This window comes from Mycolicibacterium wolinskyi str. Jessa 2025 (genome assembly GCF_049241375.1).
Lineage (GTDB): Bacteria > Actinomycetota > Actinomycetes > Mycobacteriales > Mycobacteriaceae > Mycobacterium > Mycobacterium wolinskyi.
On the sequence record NZ_CP185960.1, the window covers coordinates 1,004,235 to 1,025,576 of the forward strand.

General features: G+C 65.6%; 27 protein-coding genes. 8 read left to right on the top strand and 19 right to left on the bottom strand.

Annotated elements, in window-relative coordinates; all coding sequences use genetic code 11:
* Positions 1 to 162 precede the first annotated feature (162 nt).
* From ACOI2T_RS04955 to ACOI2T_RS04965, 3 genes are all read left to right on the top strand, one after another.
* A complete protein-coding gene (locus ACOI2T_RS04955) occupies positions 163 to 597 on the top strand; it encodes a hypothetical protein (protein ID WP_067846467.1) in 435 nt (144 codons plus the stop codon).
* 143 nt (positions 598 to 740) lie between these two features.
* The gene (locus ACOI2T_RS04960) at positions 741 to 1,169 is read left to right on the top strand and encodes a hypothetical protein (RefSeq protein WP_067846464.1); all 429 of its coding nucleotides are present in this window, start codon (positions 741 to 743) and stop codon (positions 1,167 to 1,169) included.
* Between the two features lie 157 nt (positions 1,170 to 1,326).
* Positions 1,327 to 1,767, top strand: a complete 441-nt coding sequence (locus ACOI2T_RS04965) for a hypothetical protein (protein ID WP_067846461.1) — start codon at positions 1,327 to 1,329, stop codon at positions 1,765 to 1,767.
* A gap of 6 nt (positions 1,768 to 1,773) precedes the next feature.
* Here the strand turns inward: ACOI2T_RS04965 and ACOI2T_RS04970 are convergent, their stop codons facing one another.
* Positions 1,774 to 2,358 (bottom strand): TetR/AcrR family transcriptional regulator, encoded by a 585-nt coding sequence (locus tag ACOI2T_RS04970; RefSeq protein WP_409503849.1) that lies wholly within the window; start codon positions 2,356 to 2,358, stop codon positions 1,774 to 1,776.
* 82 nt (positions 2,359 to 2,440) lie between these two features.
* Between ACOI2T_RS04970 and ACOI2T_RS04975 the strand changes: the two genes are divergently transcribed.
* Positions 2,441 to 3,445 (top strand): oxygenase MpaB family protein, encoded by a 1,005-nt coding sequence (locus tag ACOI2T_RS04975; protein WP_409503848.1) that lies wholly within the window; start codon positions 2,441 to 2,443, stop codon positions 3,443 to 3,445.
* Positions 3,446 to 3,574: 129 nt separating this feature from the next.
* The gene (locus ACOI2T_RS04980) at positions 3,575 to 3,835 is read left to right on the top strand and encodes a hypothetical protein (protein WP_409503847.1); all 261 of its coding nucleotides are present in this window, start codon (positions 3,575 to 3,577) and stop codon (positions 3,833 to 3,835) included.
* On the opposite strand, the gene ACOI2T_RS04985 is transcribed toward ACOI2T_RS04980, so the two are convergent.
* The gene (locus ACOI2T_RS04985; protein WP_085141782.1) at positions 3,832 to 4,188 is read right to left on the bottom strand and encodes a DUF732 domain-containing protein; all 357 of its coding nucleotides are present in this window, start codon (positions 4,186 to 4,188) and stop codon (positions 3,832 to 3,834) included. The genes ACOI2T_RS04980 and ACOI2T_RS04985 overlap by 4 nt on opposite strands.
* Positions 4,189 to 4,300: 112 nt before the next feature.
* The gene (locus tag ACOI2T_RS04990) at positions 4,301 to 4,801 is read right to left on the bottom strand and encodes an SRPBCC family protein (RefSeq protein WP_409503846.1); all 501 of its coding nucleotides are present in this window, start codon (positions 4,799 to 4,801) and stop codon (positions 4,301 to 4,303) included.
* 139 nt (positions 4,802 to 4,940) lie between these two features.
* Between ACOI2T_RS04990 and ACOI2T_RS04995 the strand changes: the two genes are divergently transcribed.
* The 3 genes from ACOI2T_RS04995 (at position 4,941) to ACOI2T_RS05005 (ending at position 6,601) form a co-directional block, all read left to right on the top strand.
* Complete coding sequence (locus tag ACOI2T_RS04995; protein ID WP_409503845.1) at positions 4,941 to 5,216, top strand: hypothetical protein; 276 nt, start codon at positions 4,941 to 4,943, stop codon at positions 5,214 to 5,216.
* 116 nt (positions 5,217 to 5,332) lie between these two features.
* Positions 5,333 to 6,220 (top strand): tyrosine-type recombinase/integrase, encoded by an 888-nt coding sequence (locus tag ACOI2T_RS05000; protein WP_421875963.1) that lies wholly within the window; start codon positions 5,333 to 5,335, stop codon positions 6,218 to 6,220.
* Between the two features lie 63 nt (positions 6,221 to 6,283).
* Positions 6,284 to 6,601, top strand: coding sequence for a hypothetical protein (locus ACOI2T_RS05005; RefSeq protein ID WP_409503844.1), 318 nt, complete (start codon positions 6,284 to 6,286; stop codon positions 6,599 to 6,601).
* A 61-nt stretch (positions 6,602 to 6,662) separates the two neighbouring features.
* On the opposite strand, the gene ACOI2T_RS05010 is transcribed toward ACOI2T_RS05005, so the two are convergent.
* The 16 genes from ACOI2T_RS05010 to ACOI2T_RS05085 all read right to left on the bottom strand — a co-directional run bounded on the left by ACOI2T_RS05010 (position 6,663) and on the right by ACOI2T_RS05085 (position 21,336).
* The gene (locus tag ACOI2T_RS05010) at positions 6,663 to 7,160 is read right to left on the bottom strand and encodes a hypothetical protein (protein ID WP_409503843.1); all 498 of its coding nucleotides are present in this window, start codon (positions 7,158 to 7,160) and stop codon (positions 6,663 to 6,665) included.
* Positions 7,153 to 7,563 (bottom strand): hypothetical protein, encoded by a 411-nt coding sequence (locus ACOI2T_RS05015; protein ID WP_409503842.1) that lies wholly within the window; start codon positions 7,561 to 7,563, stop codon positions 7,153 to 7,155. Before ACOI2T_RS05015 ends, ACOI2T_RS05010 begins: the two co-directional genes overlap by 8 nt.
* Positions 7,560 to 7,796 (bottom strand): hypothetical protein, encoded by a 237-nt coding sequence (locus tag ACOI2T_RS05020; RefSeq protein ID WP_409503841.1) that lies wholly within the window; start codon positions 7,794 to 7,796, stop codon positions 7,560 to 7,562. Before ACOI2T_RS05020 ends, ACOI2T_RS05015 begins: the two co-directional genes overlap by 4 nt.
* 241 nt (positions 7,797 to 8,037) lie before the next feature.
* On the bottom strand, positions 8,038 to 9,348 hold the full coding sequence (locus ACOI2T_RS05025; RefSeq protein WP_409503840.1) for a peptidoglycan-binding protein: 1,311 nt from the start codon (positions 9,346 to 9,348) through the stop codon (positions 8,038 to 8,040).
* A 16-nt stretch (positions 9,349 to 9,364) separates the two neighbouring features.
* The gene (locus tag ACOI2T_RS05030; protein ID WP_409503839.1) at positions 9,365 to 10,687 is read right to left on the bottom strand and encodes a peptidoglycan-binding M23 family metallopeptidase; all 1,323 of its coding nucleotides are present in this window, start codon (positions 10,685 to 10,687) and stop codon (positions 9,365 to 9,367) included.
* Between the two features lie 109 nt (positions 10,688 to 10,796).
* Positions 10,797 to 12,614: a GDSL-type esterase/lipase family protein gene (locus ACOI2T_RS05035; protein WP_409503838.1), complete on the bottom strand. Its 1,818-nt coding sequence runs from the start codon at positions 12,612 to 12,614 to the stop codon at positions 10,797 to 10,799.
* 35 nt (positions 12,615 to 12,649) lie between these two features.
* Positions 12,650 to 12,778 carry a hypothetical protein gene (locus ACOI2T_RS05040; protein WP_409503837.1) on the bottom strand — a complete coding sequence of 43 codons (129 nt, stop codon included), beginning with the start codon at positions 12,776 to 12,778 and terminating at the stop codon, positions 12,650 to 12,652.
* Complete coding sequence (locus tag ACOI2T_RS05045; protein WP_409503836.1) at positions 12,775 to 12,954, bottom strand: hypothetical protein; 180 nt, start codon at positions 12,952 to 12,954, stop codon at positions 12,775 to 12,777. The genes ACOI2T_RS05040 and ACOI2T_RS05045 overlap by 4 nt, the downstream gene beginning before the upstream one ends.
* The gene (locus ACOI2T_RS05050) at positions 12,954 to 13,361 is read right to left on the bottom strand and encodes a hypothetical protein (protein WP_409503835.1); all 408 of its coding nucleotides are present in this window, start codon (positions 13,359 to 13,361) and stop codon (positions 12,954 to 12,956) included. The genes ACOI2T_RS05045 and ACOI2T_RS05050 overlap by 1 nt, the downstream gene beginning before the upstream one ends.
* Positions 13,348 to 13,509 carry a hypothetical protein gene (locus ACOI2T_RS05055; RefSeq protein WP_409503834.1) on the bottom strand — a complete coding sequence of 54 codons (162 nt, stop codon included), beginning with the start codon at positions 13,507 to 13,509 and terminating at the stop codon, positions 13,348 to 13,350. Before ACOI2T_RS05055 ends, ACOI2T_RS05050 begins: the two co-directional genes overlap by 14 nt.
* Positions 13,510 to 13,528: 19 nt before the next feature.
* The gene (locus tag ACOI2T_RS05060) at positions 13,529 to 14,620 is read right to left on the bottom strand and encodes a glycine-rich domain-containing protein (protein ID WP_409503833.1); all 1,092 of its coding nucleotides are present in this window, start codon (positions 14,618 to 14,620) and stop codon (positions 13,529 to 13,531) included.
* Between the two features lie 26 nt (positions 14,621 to 14,646).
* Complete coding sequence (locus ACOI2T_RS05065) at positions 14,647 to 17,217, bottom strand: hypothetical protein (RefSeq protein ID WP_409503832.1); 2,571 nt, start codon at positions 17,215 to 17,217, stop codon at positions 14,647 to 14,649.
* Positions 17,218 to 18,183: an LtfC-like domain-containing protein gene (locus ACOI2T_RS05070; protein ID WP_409503831.1), complete on the bottom strand. Its 966-nt coding sequence runs from the start codon at positions 18,181 to 18,183 to the stop codon at positions 17,218 to 17,220. It abuts the gene before it with no gap.
* Positions 18,184 to 18,185: 2 nt separating this feature from the next.
* Positions 18,186 to 18,701 carry a hypothetical protein gene (locus tag ACOI2T_RS05075; RefSeq protein WP_409503830.1) on the bottom strand — a complete coding sequence of 172 codons (516 nt, stop codon included), beginning with the start codon at positions 18,699 to 18,701 and terminating at the stop codon, positions 18,186 to 18,188.
* Positions 18,698 to 20,461 carry a Gp37-like protein gene (locus ACOI2T_RS05080; protein WP_409503829.1) on the bottom strand — a complete coding sequence of 588 codons (1,764 nt, stop codon included), beginning with the start codon at positions 20,459 to 20,461 and terminating at the stop codon, positions 18,698 to 18,700. The genes ACOI2T_RS05075 and ACOI2T_RS05080 overlap by 4 nt, the downstream gene beginning before the upstream one ends.
* Positions 20,416 to 21,336 carry a hypothetical protein gene (locus ACOI2T_RS05085; protein ID WP_409503828.1) on the bottom strand — a complete coding sequence of 307 codons (921 nt, stop codon included), beginning with the start codon at positions 21,334 to 21,336 and terminating at the stop codon, positions 20,416 to 20,418. Before ACOI2T_RS05085 ends, ACOI2T_RS05080 begins: the two co-directional genes overlap by 46 nt.
* Positions 21,337 to 21,342: the final 6 nt, after the last annotated feature.

Below are 21,342 nucleotides of genomic sequence, written 5' to 3' on the forward strand. Positions count from 1 at the left end.
AATATATCTGTGTAACCCGGTGACATCAAGTTACGCCGGCCGTCTCACATCAGCGCTGCGCCACGCGGGGGATGACGGTACGATCCGCGGGAACGTCAAGAGATCACAACCAAACGTTCATCGAACAGATACCGAATACCCAGACTCGGAGGTTGGGCACACGTGAAGAAGCTCATCGTTCTCGGGGCCGGAGCGGCGGTTGCTGCCAGTGCGGCCGTGTCGTCCCTCCTCGGCGCCGGTATTGCCGCCGCAGCGCCCGATGTCGTGGGTCAGACCTATTCGGATGCCGCGACGGCGATCGAGGACGACGGCGGCACCCCCAAGGTGGCGGTGACGGTGGGCAGCAAGTTGTCGCAGGACGATTGCATCGTCACCAACGCCTGGGACGCGCCGTTCATGCGCGACGACGGTGGCGAGTTCGCGCACGCCGATGGTGAGGTCATGGTCGCGCTGAACTGCGACGGCGGCCACGCCACGGCCACCAACCCGGGCGCCTCGGTCGCGAGCCCGGCCGGTCGCGAGGCCAAGGCCGCCGCCGACGAGGCTGCCGCGGCCGAGGAAGAAGAGCTCGCCGAGGCCAGCACGCCCGACGAGTAAGTCGGGGCGCTCGCCCCGTTCACACTGAGCGTTCACGCACAGTTCCCTTCTGCGCAACCGTCTTTCGTGCGGTCTGCTCGGTAATCTCCTCGCGGACTGCCGTTTGGTGCAGTGGTGGGATTACCGTGAGGAGCCGGGCGCATATGAAGAAGCTCGTCGTTGCCGGAGCTGGAGCAGCCATCGCTTTTGGGGCGGCCGGACTGTTCGGAGCAGGTATCGCGGCTGCCGCCCCTGATGTCGTGGGTCAGACGTACGAAGACGCCGCCTCGGCGATCGAGGATGACGGCGGCGAGCCCAAGGTCGCCGTCACGGTCGGCAGCAAGTTGTCGCAGGACGAGTGCGTGGTCACCAACGCCTGGGACGCGCCGTTCGTGCGCGATGCCGGCGACGAGTACGAGCACGCCGACGGTGAAGTGATGCTGTCTCTCAACTGCGACGGTGGATACGCCTCCGCGACCAATCCGGGTGCCTCGCTGGCGAGCCCGGCCGGCCGGGAGGCCAAGGCCGCTGCCGACGAGGCAGCCGCCGCCGAGGAGGAAGAGCTCGCCGAGGCCAGCACGCCCGACGAGTAAAAGTTTTCGGTTCGTCAATCGCCCTGACGGTTAGAATTCAGCTAGCTCCTGGAGTCCGCGACCTGCGTCGCGGGCCGTGGGGCGACTGAGAGCACTACCGAAGGCGCTGGCCGCCCCACTTCCGGGAGAGATCACCGGATGGGGAAGGTCGGGCCAAATGAAGATCGTCAGTGTGCTCGGAAGCGTTCTCGGCACGTCAGCCGCGGGATTCGCAGTCGCATTGGCCGGCGCGGGAGCTGCGTCGGCGGCCCCGGATGTCGTGGGTCAGCCGTATGCCGACGCCGCGTCGGCAATCGAGGACGCCGGCGGCACGCCGCGCGTGGCAGTGACCGTCGGCGGCCGGTTGCCCAAGGACGAGTGCATCGTCACCAACGCCTGGGACACCAGGCCGCTCGTGCCGATGACCGACGACGTCTACTGGGAGCACACCGAGGACGTCGTGCAGCTGTCGCTGAACTGCGCCGGTGACCATGCCACGGCCGTCAATCCGGGTGCTTCGATCGCCAGCCCGCTCGGACGCGAGGCCAAGGCCGCCGCGGATGAGGCGGCCGCCGCCGAGGAAGACGAACTCGCCGAGGTCAGCACGCCCGACGAGTAGGCCGGCTCAGAAGCTCGGCACCCGCCCCAGCAGCATGTCGACGCAGTAGTCGATGAACTGCTCGCGCGTCGCCGGCAGCCGCTCGTTGAGGTAGGCCGTGAACAACGCCGTCAAGGCGCCGATCAGGCTGGTCGCGACCATTGCCTGACGCACCGGGTCGGCGATGCGGGTGAGCTTGCGCTGCAGCAGGTCGATGAAGTTCGGCATCCACTCGGCGCCCGACCGTGTCAGCACCGGCTCGGATTCCGGTGCCAGCAACAGCACCCGGCCGCGCGCGGGGTCGTCGACCATCAGCGCGACGAACCGTTCGACCGCCTCACGTGGCGTCGCCGCCGAGGTCAGCGCCGACATCGCCCTGGCGCAGACGTCGTCGTAGACGGCCCGTACGAAGCCGTCGCGGTCGGTGAAACTCTCGTAGAAATACCGTTCGGTCAGCTCAGCCTCCCGGCAAACCGCACGAACCGTCAGTGCCGGGCCCTCGGCGTCACCGAGCAATTTCACCCCGGCAGCGATCAGCTCGTCGCGGCGAAGGGCCGTGCGCTCGCGCAGCGGAACGCCTGACCATCGGCCGCGTCGTTGACCGGACGGCACATGTACTCCTAAGCTCTTGATGACAACGTGTGTAGTCAAAATCGGATCAGGCTAGCTGACCCTGCCGGCAGAAAGTGCATCTGTGACACAAGATACTTCTGAGACGTGCCCGGTGACCAGCGGTTCCGCTGCGCTCGCGGCGGGATGTCCCGCATCGGGCGGCTACGAGGCGCTGCCCGACGTGCTGGGCCCGGATTCGCTCACGTGGCAGATCTTCGGGGACTGGCGCGGTCTGTTGCAGGGCCCGTGGGCCGGGTCCATGCAGAACATGCACCCGCAGCTCGGTGCGGCCGTCGAGCAGCATTCGATCTTCTTCCGCGAGCGCCTCCCACGGCTGCTGCGGTCGTTATATCCGATCGGCGGCGTGGTGTTCGACGGCGACCGCGCACCGCAGACCGGCGCCCAGGTCCGCGACTACCACATCGGGATCAAGGGCGTCGACTCCTTGGGACGTCGCTACAGCGCACTCAACCCCGACGTCTTCTACTGGGCGCATTCCACGTTCTTCATGGGCACGATCCTCACCGCGGAGCATTTCGGTGGTGGTCTCACCGAGGATCAGAAGCGTCAGCTGTTCGACGAGCACATCACCTGGTATCGCCAGTACGGCATGAGCATGCGACCGGTCCCCAAGACCTGGGAGGAGTTCCAGGTCTACTGGGATCACATGTGCCGCAACGTGCTCGAGAACAACTATGCCGCGCGTGAGGTGCTCGACCTGTCGACCATGCCGAAACATCCGTCCCTGGAATGGATTCCAGATCCCCTGTGGAAGCTCAATCTGAAACTGTTGGGGCCGTTCGCCGTTTGGGTGACCGTCGGCCTCTATGACCCGCCGGTGCGCGAACTGATGGGCTACACGTGGTCCGAGCGTGACGAGAAGTTGCATCGCCTGTTCGGCAAACTCGTGCACTACACGTTCAAGATGCTGCCCAAGCGTCGCCGCATGCATCCCCGCGCGCGGGCGGGCTGGGACCGTGCGACCGGCCGTCTCCCGGCCGACGCGCCACTGCTCGAGACGCCCGCACGCAACCTGCCGCCGCTGGACGCCCGCGGAAATCCGTGGCACTACTGTCCCGAGGTCTGATGTACCGAATGCGTTAACCGCTGTACCTGGCGCCGTGGTTTGGTGCAGGATCACTGTGTGGTGCGAATGAAGATTCGCCGGGGGGCCGTTCTCCGCACTACTCGGTCAATCGGTGTTGCGTTTGCCGCGGTGCTCAGCGCCGCGGTGGTCGCGCTGGGCGCGGTGACCGCGACAGCGCATCCGGCATACCTGCCGCAGGCGGCCAGCACGCACATCGTGCCCGTGCTGGGAAGCCTTGCGTTCCAGAGTGTTTGGTCACACCCCGTGGGATTCGTTCCGCAGCGGGCCAGGGAATTGCTCGACGCCGCCCGCTCGGCCGTCGACAACGCGCTCGGGGTCATGGGTTCGCCGCCGGAGGTGCGCGTCCCGGCCCATCATTCGGGCGGTTAGCGTCCGACGATCGAGCTGTATTGCGGGCAGTAGACCTTGACGGCGCCCCAGACCAGATTCGCGGCTTGGCCCTTGTCGATGCCCGCCTGGTTCATCAGCTGGTTCATGATGCTGCGCACCGTGCGGGCCGGCTCGATCTTGCCCTTGTCGACCGCATCGCACACGCCGCGCCCGACCGTGCCCGCCTCTTCTGGCGAATTCGTCGCGACGCCCAGCTCTTTCACGATGGCGAAGAACTTGTCGTCCTCAGGGGTGGCGTGTGCCGGTGCGATGCCCAACGTCATGGCTGCCGCCAACGCGGCGGCGCTGACCGAGGTGGCGAGAGCCCGGGTGGCAAGGCGCCGGGACGACATAGCGACTCCTTCGTACGACCAGTCTGTTCAACCAGCAACCCCCCGGAAGACACCATAGAGGGCATTCCTGTGCGGCGCCCACCGATGTTGACAGGTGTCCGCGTACGACGGCCTAAGCGCGCTCGGCCAACTCGGCCAGATGCCGCAGCGAGTTGTCCAGATGCTCGGGGCCGAACGGCGGGAACTCGATGTCGCGATGGTGTGGCGGCACATTCGACCAGTCGTAGGTCAGCGTGACCTCGGTTCGGTCGACGCCGGCCGATGCGAGGTCATACCGCCAGATCCAACCCCCGTATTCGACCGTGGAGTCGTCGGATGCGTCGCGGCCGGGAATGTGTCGTGGTTCGGTTCCCGGCAGCCATGCGATCGCCCGCGGCCGGTCGAACACCTCGACGCGGTTCACCATCTCGTAGTGCTTGTTGGGGTGCAGGTCGTGATACATCGCCATCCGGAAGACCTGTCCGGTGCCCGTCACGCGAGTCGCATCGACGGGCTCGCGTACCCAACCGGTGCCGTCGATCGCCGCATGCGTCGACGGATCTGCCAGCAGGTCGAAGACGGCCTCTGCGGGGGCATTGACGATGGTCTTCGCGACGACGGTTTCTTCAGTCATGCCAATACCGACTGCCGACGGCGAGAAACTCATCGGACGTTGTTTGTGCCCCCACCAGGGCTCGAACCTGGGACCTGCGGATTATTAGCCCGGCAGACTGGCCTTCTGCGTCCGTAGAACAAGACGAGGTCGCAGCCGCATGAGCGCCGACGTAACCACACACATCGACGTTCGCGAACCTACCGAAGGCGAAGTCGGATGCGTGTCCGCGCGCGTCGGCGGAAAGTTCGGGCGCGAAGTCTGCTACGCCGTCGGCCGAGAGTTCGGCGACTGGTACATCACCATTCAGCCGGACGTCTGGGTGGTCGCGGGCATCGAACCGCAGCCCATCCATGTTGCTGCTGGTCGTCGTGACGCCGAGCGCTTGGTCCGACTGCTCGCCGAGCTCTACTCACAGATCGTTTCGGCGGCGTGACCGGACCAGGACAACCTGTCCCAAATCTGGTACGAGAGTCCCGGAATGGCGTCGGAACCATCACGTTTGCGTCGACCGCTGACGCAGCTAATGCCAATCCCTTGAAGATGCAAACCATGATGAATAACACAGTGACCACACTTGGTTTGGACGACTGGAAGATCTGGCAAGTTGCGCAACGGCTTTCGCGCCGGACTCTGGACGAACGGATTCGTGTAGTAAGGCTCTTGCACGCCGAAACCGGCATCCAACCCGTGAGCATCTCTGCTATCGATATCGTGGACTGGATCGCTGCCCACGACGACGAATGGGCCGACTCGACAGCCGCAACCTACACCAGCTACCTGTCAGCGTGGTTCAAATGGCTGCAGATCATGGACCGGCGCATCGACAACCCAATGGTGAAAGTCGGCACCCCGCGAGTGCCAGAGCGAGAACCACGGCCGATCTCCGACACGGACGTAGTCAAGCTGCTCCAGGCCCGCATGTGGAACTCGACTCGCAAAATGATTATGCTCGCGCTTCTCGCTGGCCTGCGGGTCCACGAAATTGCGCAGATCCGGGGCGAAGACTTTGACTTCAGCACCAGGCAGCTATGGGTGAAGGGCAAGGGCCGCAAACTCAAATCACTGCCATTGCATCCGACCCTGTTGGAGATTGCTTCGGAAATGCCGGGGGCCGGGTGGTGGTTCCCAATGCGTGGCCACGAGTCGGAGCACGTGTTGGCGAAGTCGGTCAGCGACATCATCGGCCGGACGATGCGCCGCGCTGGGGTGCGCGGTACGCCGCACGCGCTGCGGCACTGGTACGCGTCCACGATGCTGGACAACGGCGTCGACATCCGCGTGGTTCAAGAACTGATGCGACACCGGTCGATCCAGTCCACGGTGATCTACACAAAGGTCCCGGCCGGGCAACGAGTCGACGCCATCGCCGGGCTGGACCCGTGGCGAGCGTTGCGGTCGCGGTCGCAATCCCAAACGGAAATCAGGGCAGCGTCGTAGCATCGTTCTAAGTAGCGGAGATTCTGTGTCGCCACCGGCGGAATGGCAGTACGATCCCGATCCATGAGCCGTGCGCTTGCTGTACTGGCCTGCATCGTGGCGTTTGCGGGGGTCGGGTGCGCATCGAAAATGGGCAACGATGAACTCGCCCGCGAAGTGCAACGCGTAATGCAACACAAGATCGACATGGACCCCAAGCTGCCGTACGTGCGCATCGACAAAGTCACTTTGATCGAGTCGTCGGGGAATCAATACAAGGGCCTAGCCACCGTTCGTAGTAGAGACGGCGCTGAGCGCGAGATATCAGTCGACGTGACCTATGACGGCGAAAACCTGTTGTGGCAGACGGCCCCAGGCGCGTTTGTCTTCGGAACTGGGTGAGTAGACACGGAAAGAGCCGCCCCCTGGGGGCCGGGGGCGGCTCTTGTCGCGAGTGCGCGGGTTATCCGTCGGGTATGGGTTCGCCGGGTCGCCAGCCGCTGCGCCATAGGGTTTCGAAGCGGTCGAACGATAGTCGTGGTGCGGGGGCGCATTCGGGTCGGCCGACGGCCTTCAGTTCGTCGTTGAAGTGCCATTCGGCGTCGTAGACGATGAATGCCCGCTGGACCTGTTCGGACCCTTCGAGGGCTTTGACTCGCCTCTCCATGTTGGCTACGCGCCGGCCCATCTCGGCGTAGTCGGGTGGTGGGGGTGGCGTGACCTCGGCGACGATCTGTTTTGCCAGCTGCTTGGCTTCGGCCTGGACCTCGTCGTCGCGTTTCTTGGCCCGTTCCAGCCCGCGCTTTCGCCAGTACCGGCCGACGGGTCCCATGAGTTTCGCGAGCCCCTCGGACGCCTCGGCGATCCGGGGTAGGGCGTAGGCCAGGACGACCAGCACGGCGAGCGCATAGAGCGTCCACGGGGGCAGTTGGGAGAGCAGCGCGCGGTCGTGTTCAGGCACGCTCCCTCCGTCGAACGAAAACGGCGTGCACCGTTGCGATGAAGATCCATTCGAAGGGTGTTCGGAACCCGTAGAGCGGGTCTCGTTCGAGTATTTCGATCAGCGCGCCGAGCCCGACTGCTGTGTAGAGGCCGACGAGCACGGTGTGGGCGATGTAGGAGGCCAGCCAGCGCAGCTGGCTTGCCCCGAAGCTCATCCACCATTCCCCGGCCAGGCCGACGAGCCCGGCCGCGATGAACGCCAGCGCCCACAGCCACAGTGGTGCGGCCCGTTCGATGAAGTTGAGTACTTCCGAGGACCCGGAGGGCGTCATCATGTAGTCGACGCCGCGCACCACAGCGATGGCCAGCAGGTAGAGCTGGACGAGCTGTAGTGCGTCGGCGCGGACAAGCCGCCAGGTCATTCGCCGAGGCTGTCGGCGGCGTCGATCCGGTCGGCGTTCTTGGTCAGGAACACGCCGACTGCGCCGACGAATGCGATGCCGCTGGCGATGCCGCCGACCCACCCTTGCGGTATCCAGGTGGTGAAGGTCTCCATGGCCGAGGTCGCCACTGCGCCGACGGTGGCGGCGGCCGCGACACCGAACTTGCGGATCTCGCTGGGGCGGTAGTACTTCTTGCCGATTTTGATACGCATGACGGGAACGTCCTTTCGGTGGATGGGGCTGAAAACGATTCAGCCCCCGGAGCTTTCCGGGGGCTGGGGAGAGTGTGGAACAACAGACAGGGGCGGGGGACTTGAGCGGACACTTGGAGTGGTTACCTCACCGGTGCATCCATCTGTGTGGATCTCGTAGGCGTTCCGAGCGGTCCCCGGCCCCTGTGCTGTTGTGATTATAGCGTAGCGCGTATCTCGTTGGTGTGCAACAGTTTTCGCGCTAGCGACGGAATGCGGCCATGATGTCGCAGCCGACTTGGATGCCGGTGCGGCCGCCGAATTCCGGCCGGGGCTCCCAGTAACGGTTGTGGGTGTCGACGCCGGGTAGCGCGGCCAGCGTCTTGATCACCCGCGTGATGCCGCCGAGGGTGAGCAGGCCCTGTGCGGACAGGTCGTTGCGCAGCTGCGTGACGTAGGGGTCCTCCACCGCTCCGGTGCTGAGAACCTTTGTCAGGAACGGTATCCCGACACCTGTTGCCATGCTGACGATCTGCGCGCCAGCGTTGCCGAACACGCCGCCGATGAGCGGGCCGACGATCCCGAGGTAGCTGGCGATGGCGGGGATGACGATGCCTGCGGAGAACGCCACGAAGCTCAGTGAGGTTTCGGCCGCGATGAACCACCGGTAGAACCCGGCCAGCAGGGTGTCATCTTCGGCGCAGGCGTACATGTCGCCGTTGGTGGTGATCGAGTAGGTGAGCGCTTCGAGCCATGCGGGGCCTTCGTAGCGGGCGATGCCCCAGCCCTTCGGGTTGTAGCCTTCTACGCCCGCGCCGCGCTTGACGGGGCCGCGTCGGCGCGACGGGTCGCCGTAGAGAATCAGGCCGTTGATGCGGCTGCGCAGTTTCTCGAATCGCCCGCCGTCACCGAACAGTCGGGCGACGGCCTTTTTGATGCCGTCGGCGCTTTGGCTGTAGGCGGTGAACCAGAACTCGATGTCGGTGTCGGCCCACGTGTCGGGGTTGTCGGGGTCGAGGCCTTCATCGCGCAGGGCCTGTTCGATCTGGCGCTCGAGGTCGGCGTCCAGGGCGGCGATGACCTCGATGTAGCTCAGGCCGGGGTCGCCGCCCAGCGCGCCGAGGTAGCCGCCGATCGGGTAGACGAGTCGGCGGTGGTTGATCTTGAGCACGTCCTGCGCCCATACGCCGAGGTCGTTGCCGGGGCCGACATCGTTTTTCGCCCCGGAGCCGGGGGCCGAGAAAATGTAGATGGGCCGGTGCGCGACGACAGGCGGGGTTACTGGTGTGTCGAGAAATCCCATCTGCGACTTGACAGTCCAGTCGAATACGCCTGTCAGTGCGGCGGCACTGATGTAGGGGGTTTGGCGCTGGCCCTTGCGGATTTGTTCGTTGACCGCTGGCCCGTAGCCGCGTAGCGCGTCGCCGAACTCGGCGGTGTAGGTGTCGGTGTAGCCGCCCGCTGCCTTCTCGGGCTTGAGCGCCTGGCCGTACTTGTAGTTGTCCAGGATCTCTTTCGCGTCGGAGATCAGCGGGTCGGTGTCGCCGACGTTCGATGGTGGTGCCCAGGTCATTTCGGTGTGTGTCCTTTCAGGGCTTGAGGGCGGCGGCGGTCATGGGGCCGACGATGCCGTCGGCGATGAGCTTGGAGCGGCGTTGGAATTCTTCGACGGCCATGCGGGTCAGCGGGCCGAAGTCGCCGTCGATGGCCAGGTGACCGGCATACTCGTCGTAGGCGTACTTGAGGCGGCGTTGCACCGCGCGTACCCGGTCGATGTTGTTGCTCGGGTTGCCTTGGTAGAGCATCCAATCGGCGTAGCGGTCGGGGTTGGTGCCCGGTTTGACGACTGGCGGCGGGGAGACGATGGGCGGTTGTGGTTGGCCGGTCAGGAACTCGCGGACATCGGACAGCAGCGTGTTGACGGGGAAGTTCACGCCGGGGTCGGTGTGCCCGCCGCCCCACTGGCCGAAGTCGACGTGTCCGCAGATGCCGTTGAGTCCCCACGGTGGCCGGTTGCGCCCGCCGATCCATTCGACCGGGATCGCGCGGCCCGCTGCGCGGGATTGCTGGATCCAGAACGCGATCTGCTTGGCTCCCAATCGAAGTGCGTTGCGTTCGTCGAACCCGTCGCTGGGATTGGGGTCTAGCCACTGCTCACGCGACCAGGACGCGAACGACCACGACCAGCAGATGTGGTAGGCGTACTTGTTCGCGCCGACCGCCGCCCAGGGCGCGTCGGAGTCGCGGACCATCCCGACGATGTCGATGTCGTCGACGATGCGGTTGTAGCTGACGCTGTTGTTCTCGCAGAAGTTGCGGAGATTGACTGCACGGCTGCGGGATTCGCTGGTGTGGCAGGCGATCCACATCGGCGATGGCATACCGCGCGGCGCGTAGCGGTTCGCCCGCGTCCACAGCGGTTTGGTGATCGGGTCGGCGAGAATCATGGTTCCTCCGGTTGGCGGGTTGGATGGCACGGGCGGGGCGGCACCGGGTTCGCGTGCGCCGACCAGCCACGGCTTGGGGTCGATCTGGCTGCCTTTCCGCCAGACGGTGGGGTGCACTTCGAAGTGCAGGTGTGGGCCGGTGCTCTTGCCGTTTGCGCCGACGTAGGCGATGAGCTGACCGGCTTCGACGCGTTGACCCCGCTTGAGGCCGGTGGCGAATGCGTTCCACATGTGGCCGTAGACGGTGGTTCCTGCGCCGTCGGCGGCGGGGTGGTCGATCACGATCCACTGGCCGAATCCGTCGGCGGGGCCGATGTATTGGACGGTGCCGCCTTGGGCGGCATAGATCGGTGTGCCGTCTTTGGCGGCGAAGTCCAGGCCGCGGTGCATTTGGCCCCACCGCATTCCGAACCCGGACGAGAGGGTGTAGGTGCCCGCTTTCATCGGGCTACATCTGATGGCCATGGGTGGCTCCGTTCATCGGGCATGACAACCACCCGGACACCGCGCGGTGCCCGGGTGGTGAGAGGTCGGGTGTGGGGGTTAGGCCGCTGCGCCTATGGCGACGCGGGCTTCAGCGGTGTCGATGTAGCTCAGGGTGGTGTCGTCGAATTCCCATGACACGCGCACACTGCCGACACCGGCAGGCACGATCGCGTCGTCGATGTGCACGAGTCGCCAGCGGCCAGCGGTGGCGATCTGGCGGTACAGGTAGAGCTGGCTGACCAGTGTGCCGCTGCCGTTGGTGCCTGAGCGCCACCGCAGCGCGACGATCGCCGATCCGTTGGCCAGGCGCCCGCAGCAGGCACGAGAAGCTGACCTTTTGGCCGGGGGTGACGTTGATGGCGACGTAATCGCCGTCAACGATCCCCGAGGACCGCAGCCGTACCACGTTGCCGCGTATGCCGGGTTCGGCGAATACGGATTGACCGTCGATGGCGTGCAGGGCGGTGGAGCTGTTGCGCAGCAAGCCTGCTGGGCCCTGGGAGGTGTCGACGCCGGTCATCGGCGCGCCGGGGGTGACGGTGCCGTCGTCGACCCAGCTGCCGGTGCCGTTGGCCTGGTAGCGCACGAATTTCCAGTCGGTGTCGCCGGGGCCCTTGCGGTAGATGTTGACGCCCCGTGAGCCACTGGCGGCGGTGGCGGCCACGGTGATCTGGCCGGTGGCCGACAGCACGGCGTCGGCGATGGTGGCGGGCAGGCTTTCGCCGTAGTTGCCGCGCGAGGTCACCTTGTAGCTGTAGGTGCCCGCGCCCAACGAGCCGGCCGTTGTCGCCGGGGTCGCCGACAGCGTGTGCGGGACACCGAGGACGGCGGTCTTGGTGGTGAAAAACCCGTTCGTCAGGGCGGATTCGCTGTTGGACACCGCGCGGCGCACCGCTGGGCCGGGGCCAACCTTGGGTGCCAGGAAATCCCACCCGAACGCGCCGATCTGGCTGTAGCTGTCGGCCAGGGTGGGGTGGATGCCGTCGGCGGTCCACGACGCGGGCCACCCGCCGGTGGTCGGATCGGCGAGCCGGTCCCACGGCACGATCGTGACGCCGTTGGCCGCGCCCCACGCGTAGAGGGCGGCGTTCCAGGCGAGCACGGTGGTGATGTGTTGGGGCGTGTCGGCGATCGGCCAGACCGCGCCGACGACGAGCTCTGCGCCGATGGCGCGGCACTTGGTCAGGTAGGCATCGAGGTTGGCCAGCCACACCGACATCTCGATGCCCTGCAGCACATCGTTGACGCCGACCGACAGCAGCACCCAGTTGGGCGCGTACGGGGCGACGGCGGTGTCGAAGGCGGCCAGCAGCTGATCGGATCGGTGGCCTGCCACGGCCGCGTTGCGCACGTAGTTCAGCCGCCCCATCGACAGCGCCACGAACTCGGTGGTCCAGGACCGGGCGCGGTCCTGGTTTCCGGCCGTGTCAGTGCCGATGCCGTTGGCGGTGACCGAATCACCGTGGAACACCACGCGTGGACCCAGCAGTGTGGTGGCAGGCCCCGGCGCGCCCTGCACGCCTTGCGGGCCCCGCGTGATGGGTGTGGCCCCGACCGGTGTCACCGGCATGTTGGCGACCAGGTTGACCGGGGTGTCGTCAGCGGGTGCGGTGATCGTGACGGCGGGCAGGTCGAGGCCTTGAATGCGGAACGTGAACGTGTATTGCAGTTCGCCGTCGATACCCAGGTCAGGACTTGCCGACGTGAGCACGATCGGTTGCGCTGAATCCTTTTGTTGCAGAATCCCGTTGACGATTTTGAATTCGCCGCGGTCGGGAATATAGCCGACGGTGCTGTCGCTGACGGCGATGGCGCGGACATTGCTGGTGATGTGGCCCAGTCCGCTGATCTTGCTTCCGTTGACCAGGCCGCGCAGGTCTCCGGTGACGATGAATTGGTCAGGCATTCGTGGTTTCCCCCTTTGGTTTTGGTGCGTGCGAGCTAGACGACGATGTCTTCGTGGCCGTCGGCGATCTCGATGCCAATGACGAAGATCGCGGCGGCCAGGATCAGGGACAGGACACAGCAGCAGGCCACGACGGCGGCGTCGTGGATCAGGCGTTTCTTCATGGCAGCTGCAGCCGATCGGCGAGCATTTCGAGGGCGGCGCAGGCGCGGTGTCGCCAGCACGGGTGATCGACCACCGGCTTCTCACACAGTGGGCAGCGGTCTTCGGGGTGGCCTTCATTGAAATCCGGGTCGTCGGTGGCGTAGGCGTCCAGCCGAGATAGCAATGCGCGCAGCATTATTCGCCCCGGTACTTGAACGACGGGGTGACATTGACCTGGAAGGCCTGCGAGCCGTCGTTGATAATCATTGCGATCTGTAGCGGCGCGGTGCGCAGCAGGGTGGAGCCGTTGTGCACGCCGTATCGGTCGATGATCGTGCCGTCGTCCACGGTGTTGGCCGCGACCGAAATCATGACCTGCGAGCCGGGCACGATCGCCTTCGGCACTTCGGGGTTTTCGACCGGGTCGACCGGTTGGGTCGGGTCAACCGCTTCGGTGATGTCGGCCGCAGTGCCCCAGGTGGTGTCGGCGAAAACGGTGCCGACGCGGGTGGCCCCGGCGTAGAGCCCGATCCGGTTGCCCAGCGCGCAGATCGCCGATGCTGCGGCGCGGCGGTGGGCGGCTTGGTATTCAGACTGTGCCATTGGATGTCTCCTGCGTGATGTGCTGGTGGATGTGTTGGACGAATCGGCCGATCGCGACGAGCGCATGCAGCGCGGCGTAGTTGGGGTGTGTGGGGTCGAGCTCGTCGACGGTGGATTCGGCCGCGTCGAGCCGGTCTTCTGGTGTCACGGTGTGGTGCCCCTCTCGTTCACTGTCGTGCTCGGAAATGCGCGGAGCCGTCCCCGCCCTTGCCGCCGTTGGCTCCGATGAACGGCACCGCGCCGCCGCCGCGCCCACCGCCACCGGGCGGGTTACCGGGGGCGCCGCTGCCGCTGGTGGACGCCGCGCCGCCGACGTACAGTTCGCCGTCGATCGTGACGTCCTTGCCGCCGTTGGTGTTTCCGCCCCGAGCTGCGCCGCCGCTCTGCCCGCCGCTGCCCCAGTTGCCGCCGCCCGCCCCGATGGGGGCGGTGAGTGTCCCGACGCCTGGCGCGGTGACCGCCGATGCGCTTTGTCCCGACCCGCCATTGAGTGGCGAGGCACCACCGGCCCCGCCGAGACCGCCCACTCCGACCGTCACAAGCAGGGCGATCAGCGACCAGGGAATGTCGACGCCCCGTTCGAGGGTGACCCACACCCAGCCGCCGCCTTCGCCACCGGCACCCGCGATGGCCCAGCCGCCACCCGCGCCGCCGCCACCGGGCCCCAGGACGGCGACGTCGATGAAACGGCACCAGACCGGAATCCGGTAGGTGTAGTCGCCGGGGACGGTGTAGTCGGCGCGTATCGCAGCGTGGGGGCTGAATCCGGCGAGCGCAGTATCGGCCCCGCACCCGGTATCTGCCACTGGCGGCAGCACCACCCGCAGATCGGTAAGCAGATCGACCCCGGCGGCCTGGTCGACGGCGGCGAACCGGGGCACCACGAGCCCGCTGTCAGACCCTGCGGCCCGCTCCCAGCCATAGGCACCAGGTCGACCGGTGTCAGCTCCTGCGCCCGCGTCGGCGACGGCAAGGCGGGGCACGATGAGACCGGAGTCGGTGCCGATCCCGGCGTCGCTGAGCTGTTGGCCCGCGATCCGCGACAGCGCGGCTTGGTCGCTCCCGAGGCCGGTATCTGCGACTGCCAGCCGAGGCAGGATCAGTGCGTCGTCGCGGCCGATGCCTTCGTCGCTGGCCGTGACGCGGTATCGCGGAAACCAGGCGGGCCGATGCGGGCGCGGTTCGGGGGCGCGGGGCGAGGGAAACCACGCCGCCCGGTGCGCCCGCTCAGGAGCGGCCGGAGTAGGCGTCCAGGGCATTGTTTTGTCACCTCCCTCAGTGATGGTTAAGCGCTGTGGAGGTCGACGGCGATCGCGCGCCAGTTGATGTTGCTCGGCGCTGTCGATTGGAAGGTCACCGATGGCGCACCGGGTGCGTCTCCGGCCGTGATGGTCCGCAGTCCGGAGGACGCGAATCCGAACCGGGCGGTCTGGCTGTAGTCGGTGTTGAAACCGTTCGGGTGCAGCGAGAAGAACGCCTGCGCCACACGGCGGTTGGTGACCGAATTGACTCCCTGCGCGAGCAACGTCGAGAAGCCGGCGACGCTGTATGCGTCATATCCGCCGACACCGGTGTAGGAGACGGAGTTCGCGGCAAGTGTTCGTCCGCCGGCCGCGCCGATGTGTGAGCCCGTGACCGTGACGGTTTTCTCCCCGGTGGGCGGGTCGAGCAGGATGAATGCCAGAGCACGCCGATAGTCCGACGAGAACAAATGGGCGGGTGGAGCGATTGCCACCGTCATGGGCACTCCGTCGTATGTCGCCGAGACGGCAAGGTTCACGTCCTCGTCGTAGGTGGCACGCACGAACACGATGACGGCGCGATCGGTCCCGCTGCATTCATGTGTCCAGCTGGTCGAGAACGTGCCGGTGACGCTGCTGCTGGCGGTGCCTCCGGCACCGCGGTTGTCGTATTCGACAGGTTCGCCGATATCGAAGTCGGGCAACCGCTCACCGCGATAGACGGCACGCACATAGGTGCCGGCTGCCAGTACGTTCTGCGGTGAACCGGAGTCCTGCCACACCTTCATTTGGAACTTGTCATTGTCGTGAAGCGCGCCGGTGTCGGTCACGTCGACGGTCGTGTTCAGGTTGTTGGCCGGGGTCCACAGCCCGAATGCTGACGCGTGGGCCGCGTCGCCGCGCACCAGCAGTGTCGAGGTGTCGGCCAGCGTTCTGGTCAGCCCGGATTGCCGCGCACCGGTGGCTGAGTCCTCCCATACCACAGCAGATTCCACGTCCCACCAACCGTCTGGTGCGGAAGTGGGGAACTGCCAGCGGGTGTTGGTGGCGTCATCGAATACCACTTCGTCGCCGCTGCTCTTCTGCTCCCAACCTGATAGCGCTGTCTCGATCGCGTGGGGCACGGCCACGTTTGTCGCCAAAGTCAGGGTGTAGTGCGGTATCTCCGCGCCTTCGGTGGGCACGAGGTCAGCGGGCAGGTAGGCGTAGGAGACGCGGCCATTCGCGGCGAGCGGGGCGACGCCGTTTGCAGCGCCTTTCTGCGACAAGGGGATCGCTGTCGATGAGCCGCCGCCGAACCACTGATTGAACCAGTCTTTGACTGCCTGCACCGCTTCGTTGATCGGCGTCACGATGTTGCCGGCGAGAATGTCGATGATCTGATTGGCTTGTGTCGCGATATCGGTCAGGCCGGCGACCATGCCTTGTGTGATCGTGCCTAATACCGACGCCGGATTCGTCAGCAGGTTGGTGGCCAACGCATTGAGATTGGCCAGCGCCTGGGCCGCGTCTTGGAATCCCTCGTCGGCGCGGTCGCGAATCCACTCGATTTCGTCGGACAGGTCGAAGATTCTGTCGAACAGGTCACCGACCGGCTCGATACCGAGTCGCGTCAGCAGCTGATCGACCAAGCCACCCAGCCCATTCCAGAGCGTCAGCAGGTCCTCGGGCAGATCCTTGGTGAACGACTGCGGCAGCTTCTCGATGGAGTCGAGGTAGACGTTGTCGAACTTGACCACGCCACCGGTCGCGGATTCCGTTGTCCCCCAACCGAGCGCCACATGCGTGACGCCAGACGGCACAACATAGGTTGGCCCAGCGTCCAATTCGCCCCATGGCACTGTGCCAGAGGGTGATTCGTCGGACGCCATCAGTATTTCGGGTTGTGGTGACGATGGGCCGTGGTAGGGCATCAGTTCGATGCGCACGGCGTGCGACCCGGCAACGGCGGCCAGTGACTCATATTTCACGTCGGCGCCGGCCTTCAGCGACCATCCCTTGCCAACCTCGATGGGATCGGTCCACCGCATTTTGTAGGTGCCGTTGCATTGGACCCGCGCGCACCCGAGCGGGTCGGAGCCCGGGGCGCCGTCGGTCGCGTCGTGGGTGATGCCGTCGGCTGCGGCCGGAATCGTGACCGGGTCGTCGAAACCGCCCTCGTGCAACAGTGTTTGAATCTCGTCGGTGATCTTGCCGACGCCGAGCGGGCCGAGTAGCGCGGCGCGGATCTGCCCGACCAGGTTGGCGGCGTTGATCTTGACCTGACGCCACACCTCTTCGGGGGTCGGCGGGTTGTCGAAGTCGATGCCGCCGAACAGCTCGGCCAGAAACGAGATCGAATCCCATTTGCCGGTCAGGAAATTGATCAGATCCTGCTCAACCGGGTCGGGCAGGTTGAGCACCCCGCCCAGCCACTTGACCAGGTTGTCAATGAATTTCGCCGGTAGCGGCGTCCATCCGGGGCTGGTCTTGGCGCGCTCTTTGAGCACGCCGACGATGTATTCCTGTGTGCGCTCAACCAGGTGCGCGGGTGAGGTTTCGCCGCCGACGACGCCGCCAGTGATGGGCCAGCGGTTGACGGAGTTGAACCCGCTGGGCCCGCCAGGTGCGGTCACCTAGTTGTCCTTGATCGACCAGCCGGAAAGCTGGATTCCGGTGGTGAGTAGGGCGGATTGGAACAGCAGTGCCGGGTAGCGGTAGCCGTTGCCGTGCGGGATGTCGTGGGCGTCGTCGGCCCACTGCACCATGGGTGTGCTCAGGTCGGTTCCCTTGTACACCAGGTACTTATCGGCCAGGTCGTCATAGATGAACGTGTAGCGGTCGTTGTTGGCGACGGTGTTGGCGACCGAGTCCTGTATCTCGTAGTCGACGGGGCTGGTGCCGGTCACGATGTGGATCTGGCGATCGGCGGCGAGCAGGCCGTGTTCGAACTGCAGGCCGACCCAGGACGTGAGGCTCTGGTTTGCCGCGACGATCACCGTGGCCCGCCCGCCCGTCGCCAGTGCCAGGATCGTCTGTACCTCCACCTTGACGGCGTTCTGGTTGGTCTGCGCGCGGTAGCGGGCTACGCCCTTGTCGAACAGGGCGAAGTCGGCCGACATTGCGTTCGGCAAGCCGAGGGCGCTGTTGTCCCAGATCTTGGTTTTGCCCCACGTACCGACGCGCACCCAGGCCGGGTCGACTTCGGGGCCGTTCATCGAGTCGGCGAACGACAGTGCGATGTTGGTGGTGCGGGGCATGGCCAGCGGGGTCGGGTTGTCGTCGCGCACCACCGATCCGCGTGAGAGGTTGTCGTCGATCGGCGGCCGGGGCCCGAGTGCGGGATAGTGCGCGGTCACCCGGTAGTAGGAGCCGTGCGGGATCTCGGCGTGATCGTCGGGCGCGACGATGAAGTCGATGCGGCCTTCGGTGACCATCGCCGGTTGCCAGGTGGCCAGCACACCCCCGGCCGGGTCGGTGATGATGCACTCGGCGGTGGTGCCGGGTGAGAACACCGATCCGGGGCGCGGAAAGAAGGTGGCCACCCAGGTTTGGCCGATCGCCAACACGAGGGTGTCTTGCTTGGTTTTGGTGCCCAGCATGGTTACTCTCCCCGTTCTTTGTCTTCGCGGCGTTGGCGTTCCTTGGCGGCGTCGTGGCGTCCCTGGGCGCGCAGCGCCGAGGCGGCTTCGTCGAGATCGAGCGAGCGTTCCAGGGTGGATTCGATGACCGGGCGCAGTTCCTCGAGCAGCGCGGCGCGCTTGGCGTCGGTGTCGGCGGCGTCGAACTTCTCGGCCAGCTCGGGGCTGAAGTCGTGCATGGCGGCGGTCATCGTCTGCTCGTCGACTTGGGCCATCCCGGCGGCGGCGTGCGGGCCCAGCCACGATTGCTTGGGCATCACCACGCGGTGGGTGGCGATGGCCTCGATGTAGCGGAATCCGAGGTCGGCCAGGCCCTCGGCGGCGGCGCGGCGCATGGGCGCGGGTAGGCCCATGGTTTCCTCACCGCCGTGACGGCCGGTCTTGAGCGCGCTGAGCGCGTCGACCAGTTTGGCGATGGTGGTGTCGCGGTCGGCGACTTCGACGACCCGATCTTGTGGTTGTGGCTGTTGGTCGGTCATGAGATCAGATGCACCCCAATGTTTTGGATGGTCGCCAGCACCTTTTTGAAGGTGCGGGCATTGCGTTCGCCTTGGCTCATCGCGGCCTTGTTCAGGCCGATGGCCACGTCCCAGGTCAGCGGTTGGCCGGCGCTGTTGTCGCCTTCTAGCAACATCTCTTCGACCTGGTCGACGAAGATCGCGTCGATGCCGTTCTTGAGCAGCTCGGCGTGCGTGGAGGAGATGCGGTCGCCGATGTCGAAGTGCAGGCCGGGGATCACCCAGTGCGAGCCGTCGAGCTTGATGCGGTGTCCGGTCTGGGCTTTCGTCGAGCCGAAGGCACCGCGGATTGCCGCCTGCGCCGAGGCGCTCCACGCGTTGTTCTCGGCACCCGACTGGTACATCTCCATCAGGTGAATCCAGCCGAGCTGCTTGACGCGGCCGATGTTCTTCCACTCCAGCCAGGCCGCGATCGTGCCGACCAGGAACGGCATGATCACGTCGGCGGCGATGTCGCCGAGTGAGTCGAACCCGCCGAGCAGGAAATAGCCGATCAGGTTGCCCACCGATTCGATGATCAGGTTGGCGATCGCGTCGGCGGTCGGGTTGTCGCCGCCGACAACGACCGAGACCGGGCCCGCTGGCGACCACGACAGTTCGGAGTCGAAGTCGTGCCATTGATCGTCGTTGATGCAGATCCACGGCCGCACCGCGAAGGTGCCGAAGAATCCCTTTTGGTAGTACTGGTCGGGGGTGAGGGATTCGTCGTCGGCGACGACGTTGAGCACGTCTTCGAAGTAGCCGTCGATGTAGGTGACGGCGGTGCGGATGAATCCGGCTCCGATGGTGCCGTCGAGGAATGTGCCGGTGCCGAGGTGAAAGCCCGACCTGTCCACGACTTCGAAGACCAGTGCGCCGTTGGCCACTTCGGGCGTGAGAAGCCCTTCGGCGCGTTCGCCTTTGACGGTGAGGATGCGCCGGTAGGTGATGACCATCTGCGCGTCGTCGAGCGCGTCGGCGAACGTCACGTCGGCGGCGTTCATCCGCGAGGCGATCGGCCCCCATAGGGTGGAGTCGTCGAGCAGCCACGGCGATGCCTTGACGTGGGCCTGCCACAGCGACCAGTCGATAAGGGTGGTCCACTGTTCGGGGTCGAACGGGTCGTCGGGCAGGGTGAACGGATGGCCCTGTACGCGTAGGAAATTCAGCAGAATCGTCATGCTGATCGCCCACTTCAGCGGCGCGTAGAGGAAGAATTCGCGCGGAAACTGAAAGACCGGGATCGGCAGGGCCGGGTTGGGCGGTACCAGCAGGTACTGCAGGAACTGCATGTCGTCGTTGAAGAACAGGACGAACGACAGCACGCCCTTGCGGCGGCGCAGTTTCCAGTACCGCAACAGCCCCGACCAGCGCCACTGCCCGTTGTAGCGCGAGACGGTGACGACGACGTTCTTCAGCGCCTCTTTGTTGCTCGGCAGGCCCATCACGTAGCGGGCGATGGCATGGTCGGTGGGGATCTCGATGTAGCCCTGTGAGGACACGTTTTTGCGTGTCGGCCAGGACTGTTTGACGATCGCCTGATCGGAGATCCGGCCGAGGAATTCCGCGCCGGCCGATCCGTCGGGCGGGTTGATCCACAGCTCAATGTCGTTCTGCTGCAGCCGAAACATCGACTGCCGCGCGCGGACTTCATCGACATTGCGCTCAATGCGGTCGAGCAGTGCGGTGCCGTCGATCATCGTGCGATCACCAACGGCCGCGACATCGGCCGCGAATACCACTGCGGGATGGTCAGGCGGCAGTGCGCCCCGTCGGGGTTGGTCACACTGTGCACGCGTACGGTGGCCTTCTCGCGCAGCCCGGCGGGCAGCGGGTAGCGCAGATCGTGGCCTTTCCAGCGGCCCTGCACCAGCGTCTCCTTCTCCGACAGGATGGTCTGCTGGCGCGGGTCGGAATCGACGACGATGCCGCCGTCGCGTTCGTCGATAGTCGGGATGGGCACGGTGCGGCCGTAGTCCTCGATCGGGCGGCCGAGCATCGGCGAGCCCCAGGAGCTGTCAGGCACTTCCCATACCGCGTCCTCGGACAGGGTCCAGCGGCCCCAGTCGGGCACGTCTCCATCGTTGATGAAGTCGAATTCGACCCAGCCACGGGAGTTTTCGGTGTGGAACTCTTGCACGACCGGTTTACCGACGTAGAACGGCAGCTCAGCTGACAGCATGAACTGCTCCGATGAGTCCCCGGTCAGGAACGGGTCGCGGGTCTCCCACGGCATCGCCGAAAACGCCGTCGACTGATGTTCCTTGCGCACGAACTTGTCGCGCACACCGTCGGGCCCGGTGAACCGCAACCGGGTTTCGGTGTCGTAGTCGAACGCCCAACTCAGCCGCGCGGCCACATCAGACCACGTGTACTTGTCGCAGTTGTGGGCGATGAACGTCAACGGGAAGGTGTGCTTTTTGAACCGGTAGTCCTGGTAGCGCTGACCGAGTGCATTTGTCACCCAGCGTGTTTCGACCGGCAGATTCCAGATCTCGGCGGCCTTCGGCGACAAGATCACATGCTGGTTGCCACGCCCTGGCCCCATCACCCGGGCGAAGTAGTCCGGCTTGTTCGGGTCGCCCTTGATGATGTCAAGCGTCAGATATTGCGACACGCCACG